The organism is Prevotella melaninogenica, assembly GCF_003609775.1.
GTDB lineage: Bacteria > Bacteroidota > Bacteroidia > Bacteroidales > Bacteroidaceae > Prevotella > Prevotella melaninogenica_A.
Genome location: NZ_AP018049.1, coordinates 63,305 through 79,105, shown reverse-complemented (window position 1 = coordinate 79,105; position 15,801 = coordinate 63,305). Strand labels below are relative to the sequence as shown.

The 15,801-nt window shown below is 41.9% G+C and carries 12 protein-coding genes; 1 reads left to right on the top strand and 11 read right to left on the bottom strand.

What is annotated here, in order from left to right; genetic code table 11:
• Nucleotides 1-130: 130 nt before the first annotated feature.
• The 11 genes from PMEL_RS00280 to PMEL_RS00230 all read right to left on the bottom strand — a co-directional run bounded on the left by PMEL_RS00280 (nucleotide 131) and on the right by PMEL_RS00230 (nucleotide 14,179).
• Nucleotides 131-2,089: a DNA topoisomerase IV subunit B gene (locus PMEL_RS00280; protein ID WP_120173470.1), complete on the bottom strand. Its 1,959-nt coding sequence runs from the start codon at nucleotides 2,087-2,089 to the stop codon at nucleotides 131-133.
• A gap of 186 nt (nucleotides 2,090-2,275) precedes the next feature.
• Nucleotides 2,276-3,424, bottom strand: coding sequence for an N-acetyltransferase (locus PMEL_RS00275; RefSeq protein ID WP_120173469.1), 1,149 nt, complete (start codon nucleotides 3,422-3,424; stop codon nucleotides 2,276-2,278).
• Nucleotides 3,425-3,789: 365 nt separating this feature from the next.
• Entirely contained in the window at nucleotides 3,790-5,310 is a 1,521-nt protein-coding gene (locus tag PMEL_RS00270) for an endonuclease I family protein (RefSeq protein WP_231999380.1), read from the bottom strand.
• A 152-nt stretch (nucleotides 5,311-5,462) separates the two neighbouring features.
• On the bottom strand, nucleotides 5,463-6,878 hold the full coding sequence (locus tag PMEL_RS00265) for a class I SAM-dependent methyltransferase (RefSeq protein ID WP_120173467.1): 1,416 nt from the start codon (nucleotides 6,876-6,878) through the stop codon (nucleotides 5,463-5,465).
• Between the two features lie 125 nt (nucleotides 6,879-7,003).
• The gene (locus PMEL_RS00260) at nucleotides 7,004-7,735 is read right to left on the bottom strand and encodes a M15 family metallopeptidase (protein ID WP_120173466.1); all 732 of its coding nucleotides are present in this window, start codon (nucleotides 7,733-7,735) and stop codon (nucleotides 7,004-7,006) included.
• Nucleotides 7,736-7,989: 254 nt separating this feature from the next.
• On the bottom strand, nucleotides 7,990-9,186 hold the full coding sequence (locus tag PMEL_RS00255) for a serine/threonine protein kinase (RefSeq protein WP_120173465.1): 1,197 nt from the start codon (nucleotides 9,184-9,186) through the stop codon (nucleotides 7,990-7,992).
• Between the two features lie 477 nt (nucleotides 9,187-9,663).
• On the bottom strand, nucleotides 9,664-9,978 hold the full coding sequence (locus PMEL_RS00250) for a hypothetical protein (protein ID WP_145985338.1): 315 nt from the start codon (nucleotides 9,976-9,978) through the stop codon (nucleotides 9,664-9,666).
• 223 nt (nucleotides 9,979-10,201) lie between these two features.
• The gene (locus PMEL_RS00245; protein WP_021672520.1) at nucleotides 10,202-10,960 is read right to left on the bottom strand and encodes a succinate dehydrogenase/fumarate reductase iron-sulfur subunit; all 759 of its coding nucleotides are present in this window, start codon (nucleotides 10,958-10,960) and stop codon (nucleotides 10,202-10,204) included.
• A gap of 47 nt (nucleotides 10,961-11,007) precedes the next feature.
• Nucleotides 11,008-11,361: a four helix bundle protein gene (locus PMEL_RS00240; RefSeq protein ID WP_004358894.1), complete on the bottom strand. Its 354-nt coding sequence runs from the start codon at nucleotides 11,359-11,361 to the stop codon at nucleotides 11,008-11,010.
• Between the two features lie 110 nt (nucleotides 11,362-11,471).
• A complete protein-coding gene (locus PMEL_RS00235; protein ID WP_120173463.1) occupies nucleotides 11,472-13,454 on the bottom strand; it encodes a fumarate reductase/succinate dehydrogenase flavoprotein subunit in 1,983 nt (660 codons plus the stop codon).
• 38 nt (nucleotides 13,455-13,492) lie between these two features.
• Nucleotides 13,493-14,179 carry a succinate dehydrogenase/fumarate reductase cytochrome b subunit gene (locus tag PMEL_RS00230; RefSeq protein ID WP_120173462.1) on the bottom strand — a complete coding sequence of 229 codons (687 nt, stop codon included), beginning with the start codon at nucleotides 14,177-14,179 and terminating at the stop codon, nucleotides 13,493-13,495.
• Nucleotides 14,180-14,973: 794 nt separating this feature from the next.
• Between PMEL_RS00230 and PMEL_RS00225 the strand changes: the two genes are divergently transcribed.
• On the top strand, nucleotides 14,974-15,519 hold the full coding sequence (locus PMEL_RS00225) for a hypothetical protein (RefSeq protein WP_231999379.1): 546 nt from the start codon (nucleotides 14,974-14,976) through the stop codon (nucleotides 15,517-15,519).
• Nucleotides 15,520-15,801: the final 282 nt, after the last annotated feature.

Here is a 15,801-nt window from a genome sequence, read left to right as displayed (position 1 = left end):
GAATAAAGCAATAAAAAGCCTCTTTAGAGCCTTCCGTTTGCTCGCCAAATTAATTTATATTATTCACAGATGTACCAACAATCGTACGGACATCATTTGGAAATTCTATCCCTTTTACCGACTTTCTTTATTATTCTTCCACGTCAGGAAGATCCTCTTCGATAACGAGGTTGTCAATAATGAAGTTCTGACGCTCCATCGTGTTCTTACCCATATAATACTCCAAGAGCTTAGCTACCTGGTCATTCTTATGTAAGGTAACCTGCTCTAAACGCATATCTGGACCAATGAAATGGGCAAATTCGTCAGGAGAAATCTCACCAAGACCCTTGAATCGAGTGATTTCTGGATCTGGTCCAAGCTCACTGATAGCAGCGATACGCTCCTCCTCTGAATAACAATAGCGTGTAATAAAATCGTTCTTCTTCTCACCTTTCGCACGACGAGCGTCAGCCTCAGCAATTACTTCTTTGTTCTTAATCTTTGTTCGACGGTTACGAACACGGAAGAGTGGTGTTTGAAGGACATATACATGCCCCTTCTTAATCAACTCTGGGAAGAACTGAAGGAAGAAGGTGATTATCAATAAGCGGATATGCATACCGTCAACATCGGCATCCGTTGCCACTATCACTTTGTTATAACGCAGTGAATCGAGTCCGTCCTCAATATCAAGTGCAGCCTGAAGGAGGTTAAACTCCTCATTCTCATACACCACCTTCTTTGTCAAACCAAAGCAGTTTAGCGGCTTACCACGCAATGAGAAGACTGCTTGTGTGTTGACATCACGACTCTTAGTGATACTTCCGCTGGCTGAATCTCCCTCTGTAATAAAGATTGAACTCTCCTCCTTTCGATTGTTCTTTACGTCACAATAGTGTACACGACAGTCACGCAACTTACGGTTATGGAGGTTGGCTTTCTTCGCTCTCTCGCGTGCCAACTTCGTAACACCAGCCATTGCCTTACGCTCTCGTTCGGTCTCCTTGATTTTATTCTCAAGTATATCGGTGAAGTCTTCCTTATGTATATGGAGGTAGTTATCAACGTTTGTCTTGATAAAGTCGCCCACATACTTATTGATAGACTCACCATCAGGTGACATCTGTGTAGAACCTAACTTAATCTTTGTCTGTGATTCAAACACTGGTTCCTCAACGTTTACAGCGATAGCAGCTACTAATCCGTTACGAATGTCACCATACTCATACTTGCCGAAGAACTCTTTTATTGTCTTGGCAATATGCTCCTTGAAGGCTGTCTGGTGTGTACCGCCCTGCGTTGTATGCTGACCATTCACGAAAGAGTAATACTCCTCGCCATATTGATTGGTATGAGTGAAAGCGATTTCAATATCCTCTCCCTTCATGTGAACAATAGGATACAATGGATCAACGGTCATATTATCAGTCAAAAGGTCCTTCAAACCATGTCGACTAAGTATACGACGACCATTGTACATAATGGTCAATCCGGTGTTTAGATAGGTATAGTTACGGAGCATCTCTTCCACGATATCATCATGGAAGCTATAATTCTTAAAGAGAGTAGCATCTGGTTCAAAGTAGATGTAAGTACCATTTTCATCCGCAGACTTCTTTGTTTTGTCGCTTTGAATATTACCCTTCTCAAACGAAAGCTCACGTACTTTACCATCACGGAAGCTCTTCACCTCAAAACGAGAGCTAAGAGCGTTAACCGCTTTGATACCGACACCATTCAAGCCGACACTCTTCTTAAATGCCTTAGAGTCATACTTACCACCCGTATTCAGTACTGACACAGCCTCAACAAGCTTTCCTTGTGGAATACCACGACCATAGTCGCGTACACTAACACGAAGGTTATCCTCCACATCAATCTCAATGCGGTCGCCAGCATTCATCTTAAACTCGTCAATAGAGTTATCAATGACCTCCTTCAAGAGTACATAAATACCATCTTCAGGCAACTTTCCATCGCCCAAACGACCAATATACATACCTGGACGAGTACGTACATGCTCCATATCCGATAGATGTCGGATATTATCATCGGTGTAAGATACGGGTGTTGAGGATTGAGGGTTGGTTGCTGTTGATTTATCCATGTGCTGGGTTATTGACTGTGAATGATTGGTTATTGAGGGTTAATTATTAGGTAATAAGGGCTTGACTATTTAATGATATTGAGTGTTCATTAATGAGTAATTAGGTGTTGAAATAGAAGAAACACGTGAAAATATAGAAAGAACACATGATAAAACTATTCATCAACACCCAACATTCAACACCCATCACCCAATCGACTTCCTATAGCATCTACGCTTCTTATGCATAATTGGGTCTAATGGTCCCCACTGGCTCTGTACGCTTTCGTTGGTTTCCATCTCCACGTGCGTTTCACCCCACTTGAAGCCGTACTTCACATAACGTGGAATGAGGTCAGCGAAGACAAGTGCATTCGCTCCCTTTGAACGATATTCTGGCAGAACACCTATCAAAAGAAGGTCTACTACTTCTGTCTTATGGAACTTTATTGCACGTAACAAATGCCACCATCCGAATGGGAATAGGCGTCCACGACGACACTTCTGCAAAGCACGTGTCAGTGATGGAATCGTAATAGCAAGACCAACTAACTGGTTATCCTTATTGCCATCCTCAATAACAGTGATGAGATCAAGGTCGGCAAGTGGGAAATACATCTTTACATACTGGTCTATCTGGCGATCTGTTAACTCTGAGAAGCCATAGAGATGAGAGTAAGTCACATTGATTAAGTCAAAGAGTTTCTTGCCATAACCACCCTCGAAAATTTCCTTCTTGGTCAGCTTACGCGCATGGAGATTATAACGTTTCTCCACCATCTCTGCAATCTTAGTGTATTTCTCTGGAGCTGTTTCTGGAACATCAAGACGATACTCTACATAGTCATTATCCTTCTCCCAGCCACCAAGTTTCTCCATGTGCTTTGGATAATAATCGTAGTTGTAAATGGTTGCCATTGTACCGAGCTGATCAAAGCCCCATGTCAACATACCCTCTGGGTCCATATCTGTGAAACCAAGTGGACCTACAATAGAGGTCATGCCCTTCTCTTTGCCGTAGTCTTCAACAGCCTTCAACAGAGCATTTGACACTTCGATATCGTCAATGAAGTCTATCCAACCGAAGCGAACATCCTTCTTTTCCCATTTTTCGTTTGCCTTATGATTGATGATGGCAGCTACACGCCCCACCACTTTCCCCTCTTTCAAGGCGAGGAAATACTCAGCTTCGCAGAAGTCAAAAGCAGCATTCTTGTCTCTTGACAGCGTATTCAACTCATCGCTATAGAGGTTTGGGGCATCATAAGGATCGCCCTCGTAGAGATCATAATGAAACTCAATGAAATCCTTTAGGTCTTTCTTCGTTTCTACTCTCTTTATCTGAACTGATGACATTTAGTATTTTTAATTTCGTTATTTTCCTAATCTTAAACGTGCAAAAGTACTAAAAAAAAGGTAGATTGGCAAATTTACGCTCCTTTTTATTGACTATCACTACCCTACTACTCAGTCATAAGGACTCGTGTTAGGCATCCGCACCACACGTGCTAAGCATCCGCACCACTCGTGCTAACCATTCGCACCACTCGTGCTAACCATTCGCACTATATGTGTCTGACGTCAACAGAAAAGTTGTTCAGCCTTATCAAATCTACAAGATATTATCATTCGACCATTAAAAAAGGCTTCATAATCCCCCTTTTCACAAGGAATTATGAAGCCATTTATTATCAATAACTTCGCTTATTATTCTGGATTATTTATCTCACAATAAACTTCTTACCACCACGGATATAGATACCAGGTGCGAGTTGTGCATCAGCTGGCATACGAACACCCTGCAAGTTATAAACAGCATCATCAGTGATTGTTACAGTCCATACGGTTCCAATCCCTGCTGTCGTGTCCTCTACGTAGAGCATTGGATAGATTCCATTAGTTGAAGCAGGCTTGTAGGCACCAAATGTCTTATATTTGGTATCGTACTGAAGTACGTGACCCGTAGAGGCGGTGATAGTAAATGTACCATCAGCCTTTGGCTCCAGTGTCCACTCTACCGCCTTATCTTTAGTCACAAACTGAACGGTCTTGTACTTATCCTCCTGTCCGAAATACTTGTCGTTAGCATCCTTGATATAGAAACCTGTTGTTCCCTGCTCCAAAGTAAGAACCGACTGGTCATCAGCAACATTCACCTTTTCATTATTATCAGTGATGCCCTTTGTTGGCAGATAGCCAAAATTCTTACCCTTCAAAGTAGATGCTATAACGAAATTGCTACCAGTTTTAGCTACAAGAACATAACGCTTGCCTGACACGGGGACTGTTGTTGTCTTTACGAAAGTTCCACCCTGCGGTGTTACCTGCGGATCGTCTGGCGTTACTGGGTCTTCAGGAACTATCACGCTTGTGTATCGTGCATCGTCTGAAGCGGTTGTTATAGCATAATTAGGATTAAACTCCACATCCATACTATCACCCCATACGTACTCAGCAAGGTTAGGATAGTCGATGAAAAGGTTACGATTGCCCTGAATTTTATAGACAGCTTCGTTACGTTTGATTTCCATCTCGTCAACACGGTCATTCTTACTCCACTGGCGGAAGAGGTCTGATGACCACTTTTTCAGCGTTGGATAAGCTCCCGTCTGCAATTGATTGGCACCTTCTGAAACAAAGCTTAAGTTCTGATAGGTAGTAGCCATATACATATAACTACGTGAGAATTCGCCCTTGAAACGGTCGCCCGGCTCCCACATCTTCACAAGCCTGCCGTCAGCATAACCCGTTCCGACCTTGTCATAACCCACACCAGCTTCTTCTTTAACGTTGACAACAACGCCCATAACAAAGTTACTCTTTGAGCTATTAGCCTGAGAATCGGATGGATAGAGGTTATAGAGATCGCACCAAGCATCATTCTTATGACCACCCCACCAGCTCTTAGGGAAAGAATGTTCGATATTCATACCAGCAATAGACTTACCAGTATTCGTGCTTTCAAAGTAGAATTTCTTGTCGCTATAACGATTATAGCACTCGTTTGTCTGCGGATCACGGTCTGAATACCAGAATCCCCACCACGTTCCTTTACCACCTCCACCGTATGGTAAGACTTTCTTCTTGTCCATCAGCTTGTGTAAAGCTGCCTTTAACTGCTCTTTCTTCAGTCCTTGTAACGAAGAAGCGTACTGCGCTAATGTCTTACGATCAATCGCATTAGCCGATGTTGTTACACCAATCAACGCTGCAGCGATGACCATTTTGAAATACCTGTTCATTGTTTTAATAGGTTTTATCGGTAATTATTTATCATATATTTCTATTTACAAGTCGTTATGCTATTAACCAAACAGTGTCTGACCAGCCATATTCAGCGGACAAAAAACATAGCTTCTGTTACGCAACGAAAAGACTACAAAGTTAGGTAAATTTATTGAGAGTCACAAGTTGGTATCGCTGTTTTCTTGCAAACAAAAAGCAGGTGATTGCTTTCTGCATCCGTGGTTGCAAAGAGGTAGACGTTTCCTCCTTCTTTTATCTTTAATCGTTTGCGTAGATCTGCAACACTCATAGGGAAGTTGCGTACGGCAATATTGGCTTTATCTATCCCCGATAAACTGCGTCGTAGCTCCTTCTTATTGAACGATGAAACCGCTGTTATCTCAAACTTTCGTCCTGGGAAATCATCAATAGCCTCCTCAGAAACAAAAAGATGAGAATTAAGACTGAGTGCTAAAAGTGGATAACGGGCAGTTAGCAAAGCATAACAGCCTGCTTTCATCAATGAAGCATTGGGCTCATAGAGATACTGACCAGCTTTAGGAACAGCCGAAAGAAGCCGCTGTGATGTACTTAAAGCTTCATCAAGAGAATAAGAAACGATACTTTCATCATTCACACAGAACACTTGTAGGGCTTTTTCCGTAGCCCTCTTGTCATCTTTTTCATCTTTCGTTCTCTGCAATACTAACAGCAACTCCTTACATTCATTGCGTACAGAGACAATATGAACCTCACGAACAACATTGCCCAAACTATTGAGTTCGTCCACTGCGCGATGCCAATCGAGCATTGGCGATAGCTTTATAACAACCGTATCAGCCTTCTCTAAGAGTTCTTCTTCCAATGCCAAGACATCGGGTGTACAATCACTTATCAGCACTGTTTTACCTCCTTGCTCATTGCGACGGGCAGGATCGAGAAATAACACAGACACATGGTCGAGCTGATGGAGGTAAGCTGTACCGTCACCATTGACCACTTCTGCTTGTGTTAAGCCTAAGGCATGGAAGTTATGACGTGCCAATTCACATAAATTCTCCTGCTGTTCAACATAAATAGCACGTTTGAAGCTATGCGCTATAAAGGAGAAATCAACTCCAAAGCCGCCTGTTAGATCGCAGAAGGAACCTTCCCTGAATTTCTGAGCACACGCTTGTTGCGGCATAGGCTTAGTTTCTTCAATTGCCAAAGGGCTTTTACAATCGTTATTAAGGTCAGACGTTACAAAGTTCTCTACTCCTACAAGGCGTGCTACTAATCGTGCCTTATACTCCGCTGTCTGCTCACTTGAACACTGTTCCATCGATAAATGCGGTGGATAGATGATATCCTCATTTGCTGCCCACGACGGCAGTTTCGTGCGTGCTATTTGCCATCCTGCCAACTGGTCGAGCAAGAAGGGCATATCAATATCAGGGTAGCGGTGGGCTTGGAGGGCAAGAAGCCTCACCCCCGTCCCCTCTCCGAGGGGAGAGGGGAGTGAAATGTTATGTTTGCTTAGAACGTCCCGCACATATCTTGGCAGTGGTAGTTCTGAATGACTTATATCCTTTTTTTGCTTCATCTAATCCTATTGTTGTGTTGCCATAATAGTTCTTAGGATATTATTCTTACCATGCTAATACTGTAGCAAAGTCGGTAATCACTCCCCTCTCCATTCGGAGAGGGGCGGGGGTGAGGCTTCTTTTTTTATCTCACCACCCTCAAATTCTTCTTTGCCCAAGCCCTTGTACAAAGGTTGAAGTGCCACCACTCGGTACGTAAGGGCATGAAACCAGCAGCACTCATCACCTCACGAAGAAGGCGGCGCTTGGCTAATGCCTCACGAGAGATAAGACGACGCGCAACGAGATCAGCCTCTTTATCAATATGACTGGCTATCCCCATGTGGTCTACCTTCACACCCATTGGTATCGTATCTATCAAACAACGTGTGGCACCATCACGCCATGTTGCATCGCTCCAAGAGGCTTTACAGATACTGATATCTACAGCCATTCCATAGTTATGCATACCTCCTCCGTGCGCAGGATTAGACACATAGAAATACTTTGGGGTATCTTTCACTGCATTCCACATCGTTTGTTGTACGCTCATTGGTCGTGTAGCATCGAAGATACAAAGGCTCAAATCAGGACGACGACGCTTCAATTCCGCCTGCGCCTTACGCAATGCATCAGCACAAGCGGGCAGCACATAGGCATCACGCAAGTCATGATAAAGCACCCGATTACAGAAGTTATCCGTACGAGCATACATCAAAGCCACCTTGATAGAAGGGTCCACATGCTTAATATTCACCAATCCCTGCTGTTCCATTGATCGCCCAGCAGCCTGCCGACGACTCATCGCTGGTGTCTGTGCCTGTACACTACTAACAAACAGAACAGCTGCCAATAGCAGATAAAAGATTTGTTTCATTCCTTTTATTTATTATATATCCTACAACTATTCATAAATAATAGCTGCAGTAATTATCATTCATTTGTCGACAATAGAGCACATACCTATATACGAAAGCTAACAAGGGCAGACACTGTCTTCCTCTCACGCCCTCTCAAGGTTCTGAAAGAAAGCACAGCCTCTGCCCCTGCCTTCTATAAACACATCTTCCGAATAGAGCAAACATCACATCAACGTGACTTAACCCTTACCTCTGTTGTGTCTGGATTTTATTAGTTTAATGCTGCCTTCTTCTGCTTTACATAATCGCCAAATACGCGATCTACCTCAGCACGCTGCTCATTATCGAGTGTGTCGTTAGCATGAATCAGACCACGATAGTAAGTTTTGATAGCCTTCGTCAACTGTGCTCTATCTGCAGAGTTCTGCTCGAAAATATCATCAAGGTCCTTATAAAGGGCTGGCTTCATCTTATTCATAAAGGCAAGCTTACCAGTAGCAGGAGCCTCTGCTTCAGTAGAAAGACTATCAGCCTGCTCTGCTACATTAACCTTTATAGTGTCTTCTGGAGCTGTTTCAGCATCAGAGCTAAACATAGATGACACATCTATCTTCCCTACTTGGTCAACCAATGCACCGCCATAGTTATAAAGCAATGCACCAACTCCAATAACAACTGCAATTATCAAGCCTAAGACAACAGTGCCTTTACCAATCTTTGGCATACTGAACGAAGAGCCTTCATGGTTCAAATCAGCAAAGAGCTCATCAATATTGCTATAACGATCGCTACGCTTGAAAGCACAGCAACGCTTGATAACCTCACTGTAAGCTAATGTCAGCCCCATCACCTTCATAATAGTACCGAGCGAATAGATATCAGCTGTACCATCTGCTGCCATTGTCTGGTCTTTCAACTCTGGTGCCATAAAGCGAGTTGTATCAGCTGTAGGCTTAACATCTTCAGGTGAAAGAACACTGAAATCAATGAGCTTTACATAATCACCCTGCTTTGTAATAAGCACGTTGGAAGGCTTCAGATTTCGATGAGTAGTACCCTGCTGATGAGCATAACGCAATGCATCGGCAATCTGATTGATGATAGCAATCTTCTCATCGTCAGTATGATTTTCCTTGAGATAAGCCTGCAAAGTGCGTCCTTCAACATACTCTTCCTCAATACAAAGTCCGTAACCATCAACTTCTACCAGCCCTTGATAGCGTACAATACCCAAATGGTTGAGTCGCTGACACTGCTTAAACTCACGCTTCAATGCATTACGAAGCAACACACGCTCACGGTATTCTTCCTTTAGAGTCTTCAATACGACTGTCTGGTCGCCCTTGCGACACTTTACAATCATACAATGTCCCTGCGATGGAATCACCTTGTATTCAGTATAACTGGCCTTTACAGGTGCATCAGCTGTCGGTGCCTGTTCGTTAGTGGAAAGTTTGTTCTCACTCATTGATATTCGTAGGTTTTAATTAACTTCACGTCTTTTGTGTACAAAAGTAGTAAAAAAAAACGAGATAAAATAGAGTTTTAAGAGGTAAAGAATAAAAAGGTATGAAGGTAAAACAAAATAAATCATGTTACTCTTCAAACTTTATTCCAATCTTACTATGTCTTAAAAAAAACTATTTTTCGACTAAAGTCATCCTCTTTATAGGTAATAATAACCCTCTACTACTATGCTTTACATTACCTTTCCTGCAATAAAACAAGTACTTCTACGAATTATTTTCATGAAGAAAAATATTTATTTTCACGAGTAGAAATATTTATTTTCATGAAAATAAATATTTTTCTTCATGAAAATAATTCGTAATAAGGCCATTCAAGCAAACTGAGAAATAGGTATATTCAAGTATTTTAGAGCATAAACTATGGTGCTTCAGAGCTATATTCTCATCGTCTTGATACGTTATATACCATTGAAAAGCTAATCAATACAACGCCTACAATACCTCATTTTTACACTGTCAGAAGGCTCAGAATCACTTCTCTTCTTCATTCCTTCTAATAATGCTTTTACTTTATTATAGTCCATATTCTCGATTAACTGGTTTCGTTCTGCCTCATTGATTGTCGTATCTAACTTCCAACCATAGCTCTTAAACAATTCTGTGATTTGTTTTACCTTATATGAAACATCAGATGCAACGGCATTACTCTCGACAAACGAAGTATTTGAACAAGCCGTTGTACAAAATAAAACAACGATAGAAAACACTCCTAAAATTAAGTTCCGTCTCATAAATAAACCTCCTTTCAATCAGATAGATAATATAACACTGCAAATATAAGCAATATTCTCGTTTGAGACAAACAATAAGGGGGATAAACATTACCCATAACTCATACAAACTCAAGCGAAAATATAAATAAAAAAATCCCATGACTCCTATACAGAGCTATGGGATTTCATATTCTGAATAAGCTTGGTAGTAATCTATCGGACCACTACCAGTTGCTTATGATTAATCAGCAAACTTTGCCTTGATGAACTCACGGTTCAAACGAGCGATGTTAGCAATCTTCTCGTTCTTAGGACAAACAGCCTCGCAAGCACGTGTGTTAGTACAGTTACCGAAGCCAACCTCGTCCATCTTAGCAACCATTGCCTTAGCACGCTTAGCAGCCTCAGGCTTACCCTGTGGCAAGAGAGCCAACTGGCTTACCTTAGATGAAACGAAAAGCATAGCAGAACCATTCTTACATGCAGCAACACAAGCACCACAACCGATACATGTTGCGCAGTCCATTGCCTCGTCAGCATTGTCCTTAGAGATAAGAATAGCATTAGCATCCTGTGCCTGACCAGTACGGATTGTTGTGTAACCACCAGCCTGAATAATCTTATCGAAAGCTGTACGGTCTACCATACAGTCCTTGATAACTGGGAAACCAGCTGAACGCCATGGCTCAACAGTGATAACATCACCATCGTTGAAACGGCGCATATAAAGCTGACAGGTTGTTGCACCGCGTTCAGTCTTACCGTGTGGAGTACCATTGATATAGAGTGAACACATACCGCAAATACCCTCGCGGCAGTCGTGGTCGAAGACGAAAGGCTCATCACCAGCCTCGATAAGTTCCTCGTTGAGGATATCGAGCATCTCAAGGAATGAGGTGTCATCTGGGATGTTCTTCATCTCATGTGTATCGAAATGACCCTGATCCTGTGGACCGTTCTGCTTCCAATACTTAATTGTGAATGATATATTTCTTGCCATTGTGTTATGTTTTAGTTGACAAGTAAACAAGTTGTGAAGTAAACAAGTTATTTGTTCAGAGTCTTAATCAAAGACGTTAGCATCCTAATTATGCCTTGGGTCTTATCGCATAGTTGCTGTGCAAGTTCTGTCGAGATATACCCTAAGTCTTTCGATAGAATCAATTGAGTTTCTAACTCACACGCAGAACCTAATGCTATACTAAGGAATCTCTCAGTTTCACGAGTATGGATTCTGCCATAGCCTTCTGCTATGTTCGAGGGAATTGATACAACGGCTCTACGCATTTGGGAAGCTAATCCAAATAGTTCTTCCCGTGGATATGTCTTTGTTGCCTTATATACTTCTAAGACAAGTTCCATTGCTTTCTGCCAGACGATCAAATCCTTGTGAGTATTCATCGACCTTGTTTGTATTACATCTTGTATATTGTCAGTATTATACTAATGGAAAATGTTTAAGGCAGAACAAGCTAACAACTTGTCAACTTGTCCTCCCGTCAACTCGTCAACTAGTTTTTATAATTACGTGTTTGTACCTTGATTGCCTCATACTCGAGAGGTTCCTTGATAAGCTCTGGAGTCTTGGTGTCATCACCCTGATACTCCCAACAGCCAACATAGAAGAAGTTCTCGTCGTCACGCTTAGCTTCACCTTCCTCTGTCTGGTGCTCCTCACGGAAGTGACCACCACAACTCTCCTCACGATGCAATGCATCATAAGCTACGAGTTCACCCATAAGGATGAAGTCACGGAGGTGGATAGCCTTATCAAGCTCGATGTTCAAGCCTTCCTTCTTACCAGGAATGAAGAGGTTAGAGTTGAACTCCTCGCGGAGAGCCTTCAACTGCTTGAGACCTTCCTCAAGACCTTCCTTGGTACGACCCATACCTACATACTCCCACATGATGTGTCCAAGCTCTTTGTGGAGAGAGTCAACAGAACGCTTACCCTGGATACCCATCAAGCGATCTGTCTCTGCCATAACAGCCTTCTCAGCCTCAACAAACTCAGGACGGTCAGTTGGAACCTTTGCCCAGAGTGCCTGATCAGCGAGATAGTTCTGAATAGTATATGGCAATACGAAGTAACCATCAGCAAGACCCTGCATCAAAGCAGAAGCACCAAGACGGTTAGCACCATGGTCAGAGAAGTTACACTCACCAATTGCAAACAGACCTGGAACGGTTGTCATCAGCTCGTAGTCAACCCAGATACCACCCATTGTGTAGTGGATAGCAGGGAAGATCATCATTGGGTTGTAGTACTTCACGCCGTTAATCTCATTAGCAAGCTCGCCTGGGTTAACGTCTGTAATCTCCTCATACATATCGAAGAGGTTGCCATAACGCTGCAGAATGGTATCGATACCAAGGCGGTTGATTGACTCAGAGAAGTCGAGGAACACAGCAAGACCAGTGTTGTTAACACCGAATCCGTGGTCGCAACGCTCCTTAGCAGCACGTGAAGCCACGTCACGAGGTACAAGGTTACCGAATGCTGGGTATCGACGCTCCAAGTAATAGTCACGATCTTCCTCTGGAATATCAGATCCTTGCTTTGTTCCTGCCTGCAATGCCTTAGCATCCTCAAGCTTCTTAGGAACCCAGATACGGCCATCATTACGCAGAGACTCTGACATAAGGGTCAACTTAGACTGCTTGTCGCCGTGTACTGGAATACAAGTTGGGTGAATCTGAACGTAAGATGGGTTAGCCATATAAGCACCCTTACGGTAGCACTGGATAGCTGCTGTACAGTTACAACCCATAGCATTGGTTGAAAGGAAGTATGCGTTACCATAACCACCAGTAGCGATAACAACAGCATTCGCTGTGAAACGCTCCAGCTTACCAGTCACAAGGTTCTTAGCAATGATACCACGAGCGTGACCATCAACAATAACTACGTCCTCCATCTCATAACGAGTATAGAGCTTCACTTTACCTGTAGCAACCTGTGCACTCAATGAAGAGTAAGCACCAAGCAACAACTGCTGACCAGTCTGACCCTTTGCATAGAAAGTACGGCTTACCTGTGCACCACCGAAAGAACGGTTAGCAAGCATACCACCATACTCACGAGCGAATGGAACTCCTTGTGCAACGCACTGGTCGATGATGTCGTTTGACACCTCAGCAAGACGATAAACGTTTGCTTCACGAGCACGATAGTCACCACCCTTTACTGTATCGTAGAACAGACGGTAAACTGAGTCACCATCATTCTGATAGTTCTTTGCAGCATTGATACCACCCTGTGCAGCGATAGAGTGTGCACGACGTGGTGAATCTTGGATGCAGAAGTTATATACGTTGAAGCCCATCTCACCGAGAGAAGCGGCAGCACTGGCACCAGCCAGACCTGTACCAACAACGATTACATCCAGTTTCAGTTTATTCTTTGGGTTAACCAAACGCTGATGAGCCTTATAGTTGGTCCATTTCTCAGCTACTGGTCCTTCTGGTATTCTGGAATTTAATGTCTTAGTCATGATTGTTTTTGAATTAAATTTTCAACTTAGATACTTAATTATGCAGCACAGCAAAGGCTTGGTGCACAACCGAATGTAAATGCAAGAACTACAAAAAGGAAGCCAAGCATCAACAATGTAACATAGATGTTACCGATAGTCTTCCAACGGTTGAACCATACCTTACCGTTGATACCAACTGTCTGCATAGCACTCCAGAAACCGTGAGAGAGGTGGAACCACAATGCAATAATCCAAATAACGTAAAGAACTACGTAAACAGGATTAGAGAATGTGTACTTAATGTAAGCAAAACCATCAGCTGGATGGAAAGGTACATCGATATGAGTAAGCTCTGCAAACATCATGTTGTACCAGAAGTTGAAGAGGTGAAGTCCAAGACCGAGCAGCACGATAATACCGAGAACAAGCATGTTTTGGCTTGCCCACTCTACCGTTGCAGGCTTCTCTGTAACAGCATAACGATTGTCACCACGTGCACGGCGGTTCTGCGCTGTAAGGATGAACGCATAAACGATGTGACAAACTGCCAATGCGCCAAGACCAGCAGTAGCTGCTACTGCGTACCAGTTGGCACCCAACAGCTCACAAATCATGTTATAAGCCTCTCCAGAGAAGAGCGCAACAAGATTCATACAGCAGTGGAACGTCATGAATAGGATCAGGGCCATGCCAGTCACTGACATAATCACCTTTCTACCAATAGATGAATTGATTAACCACATAAATGTTTTAATTTTAAATATTTAAATTGTTAGAATTATTTTTCCTAAATAAATATAGAGAGAAGACTATGCTTAAGCCTCCCTATCGTAATTATTGTTCATTAAATTAGATACCAAGATGTTGGTATGAATACATGCATAATGCGATGCAAAAATACTATATTTTAATGATTTATCAAAGTATTTTAAACAAAATGTATAGTATTTAGACTTAAAATAAGGAGGCTTTGCCTATCCTAACAAATGAGGATAGTTTTAGAAGATGCGCAAACCTTGAAAGTTAAACAAAAACTTTCGGAGTTGTATAGTAATTTTAAGTCATCAGTGAAGTGGCAAAAAAGATGAATACTGCTTGGTAAACCATTCTCATATTAGTTAGCCATTAGCATTTTACTATTTGTCATTAAGCCCCTTTCTGCCCGTCTTAAGTCGATGTGTTGTTGCCCAGCACATGTCGTGCGATTGGTAAGCACCAATGGTGCGGAGCGTTAGCACCAATGGTGCGGAGCGTTAGCACCAATGGTGCGGAGGGCAAAACAGCTTAAAGCATATTACCGAAATAGAGGTAACTTATTGTTAGGAAGCACCAAAAACATAAACAACCTACATAAAATCTATCGAATGCTTGTTTATTTAAAAACTATTATCTACATTTGCAGCAATATAAATATTATTTAATAAAAACTATAACAAAATAACAACTTTCACAAACAAAAACTACAAAAACCATTTCTTAAATCCTAACATTCACTGATTTCAAACGAATTTATTTATCACCATTAAAATATTAAACAATGAAAAAGATTATTTTCAGCTTATTGCTTGCACTATCCTGCACAGCTGCCAATGCACAATCAAAGTACTTCGAATACAATGGCACACCAGCCTTTGTAAACTCTATGTTCAACAACAGCGAAAACAAGATGCAATTATCTATGGACGCTTATGCCGACCTCCATATCGTTGCAGGCAAGGCAATGTCTGTCAAAGGGAAGGCTTTAAAAGCTAAATTCCTCGTTAAGCCAGACGAAGATGAGGTTTATGACAAGACTTATAAGATTTATGAAGCTAATTTTAAGGGTGTCAATGTGAAATACACCACCTATGCTTATGCAGATGCAATACAACTGACTATCAACAAGAAAACTTATGGAATCGATGCCATTGATGGTGCTTGTGACTTTTTTATCAAAAACTTGAAGCATCAATACACAAAGACCCAAATGGGTGAAACTCTGGTTCTAACTTGCACCAAAGATATTCCATTGTTAAACAACAACTTCAAACGTGTAGGTACTTTGAAGAAAGGATCAGTGCTAACTTTCAATGTAAAGAAATAAAACAAGCATGACAGCCTACTTTCTTAGTAGAAACATCTTTTATCTATCATATTAAAAACAATAGGGACAGACGCCATCGTCTGTCCCTATTTCTATTTATTGTTGTCTTTCAACAAGCAACTTTTAAACTCATCTTGTCTGTCAATGCCTTTTCGTTCTTGCCTTGGAAATAAGTAGAGAGGTGAATGCTTGAAAAGCTATAAGAATTACTATATCATCATCTTACAACGTTTTTTCTATTTTTATCACCCACACTTACTTTCTTTTTAAATGAAAACAACT

What these genes read in the sequence shown, in the direction of transcription:
- PMEL_RS00260 (WP_120173466.1), bottom strand. Translation starts at nt 7,735, where the DNA reads ATGAAACAAATCTTTTATCTGCTATTGGCAGCTGTTCTGTTTGTTAGT.
- PMEL_RS00245 (WP_021672520.1), bottom strand. Translation starts at nt 10,960, where the DNA reads ATGGCAAGAAATATATCATTCACAATTAAGTATTGGAAGCAGAACGGT.
- PMEL_RS00235 (WP_120173463.1), bottom strand. Translation starts at nt 13,454, where the DNA reads ATGACTAAGACATTAAATTCCAGAATACCAGAAGGACCAGTAGCTGAG.
- PMEL_RS00255 (WP_120173465.1), bottom strand. Translation starts at nt 9,186, where the DNA reads ATGAGTGAGAACAAACTTTCCACTAACGAACAGGCACCGACAGCTGAT.
- PMEL_RS00240 (WP_004358894.1), bottom strand. Translation starts at nt 11,361, where the DNA reads ATGAATACTCACAAGGATTTGATCGTCTGGCAGAAAGCAATGGAACTT.
- PMEL_RS00280 (WP_120173470.1), bottom strand. Translation starts at nt 2,089, where the DNA reads ATGGATAAATCAACAGCAACCAACCCTCAATCCTCAACACCCGTATCT.
- PMEL_RS00265 (WP_120173467.1), bottom strand. Translation starts at nt 6,878, where the DNA reads ATGAAGCAAAAAAAGGATATAAGTCATTCAGAACTACCACTGCCAAGA.
- PMEL_RS00275 (WP_120173469.1), bottom strand. Translation starts at nt 3,424, where the DNA reads ATGTCATCAGTTCAGATAAAGAGAGTAGAAACGAAGAAAGACCTAAAG.
- PMEL_RS00230 (WP_120173462.1), bottom strand. Translation starts at nt 14,179, where the DNA reads ATGTGGTTAATCAATTCATCTATTGGTAGAAAGGTGATTATGTCAGTG.
- PMEL_RS00225 (WP_231999379.1), top strand. Translation starts at nt 14,974, where the DNA reads ATGAAAAAGATTATTTTCAGCTTATTGCTTGCACTATCCTGCACAGCT.
- PMEL_RS00250 (WP_145985338.1), bottom strand. Translation starts at nt 9,978, where the DNA reads ATGAGACGGAACTTAATTTTAGGAGTGTTTTCTATCGTTGTTTTATTT.
- PMEL_RS00270 (WP_231999380.1), bottom strand. Translation starts at nt 5,310, where the DNA reads ATGAACAGGTATTTCAAAATGGTCATCGCTGCAGCGTTGATTGGTGTA.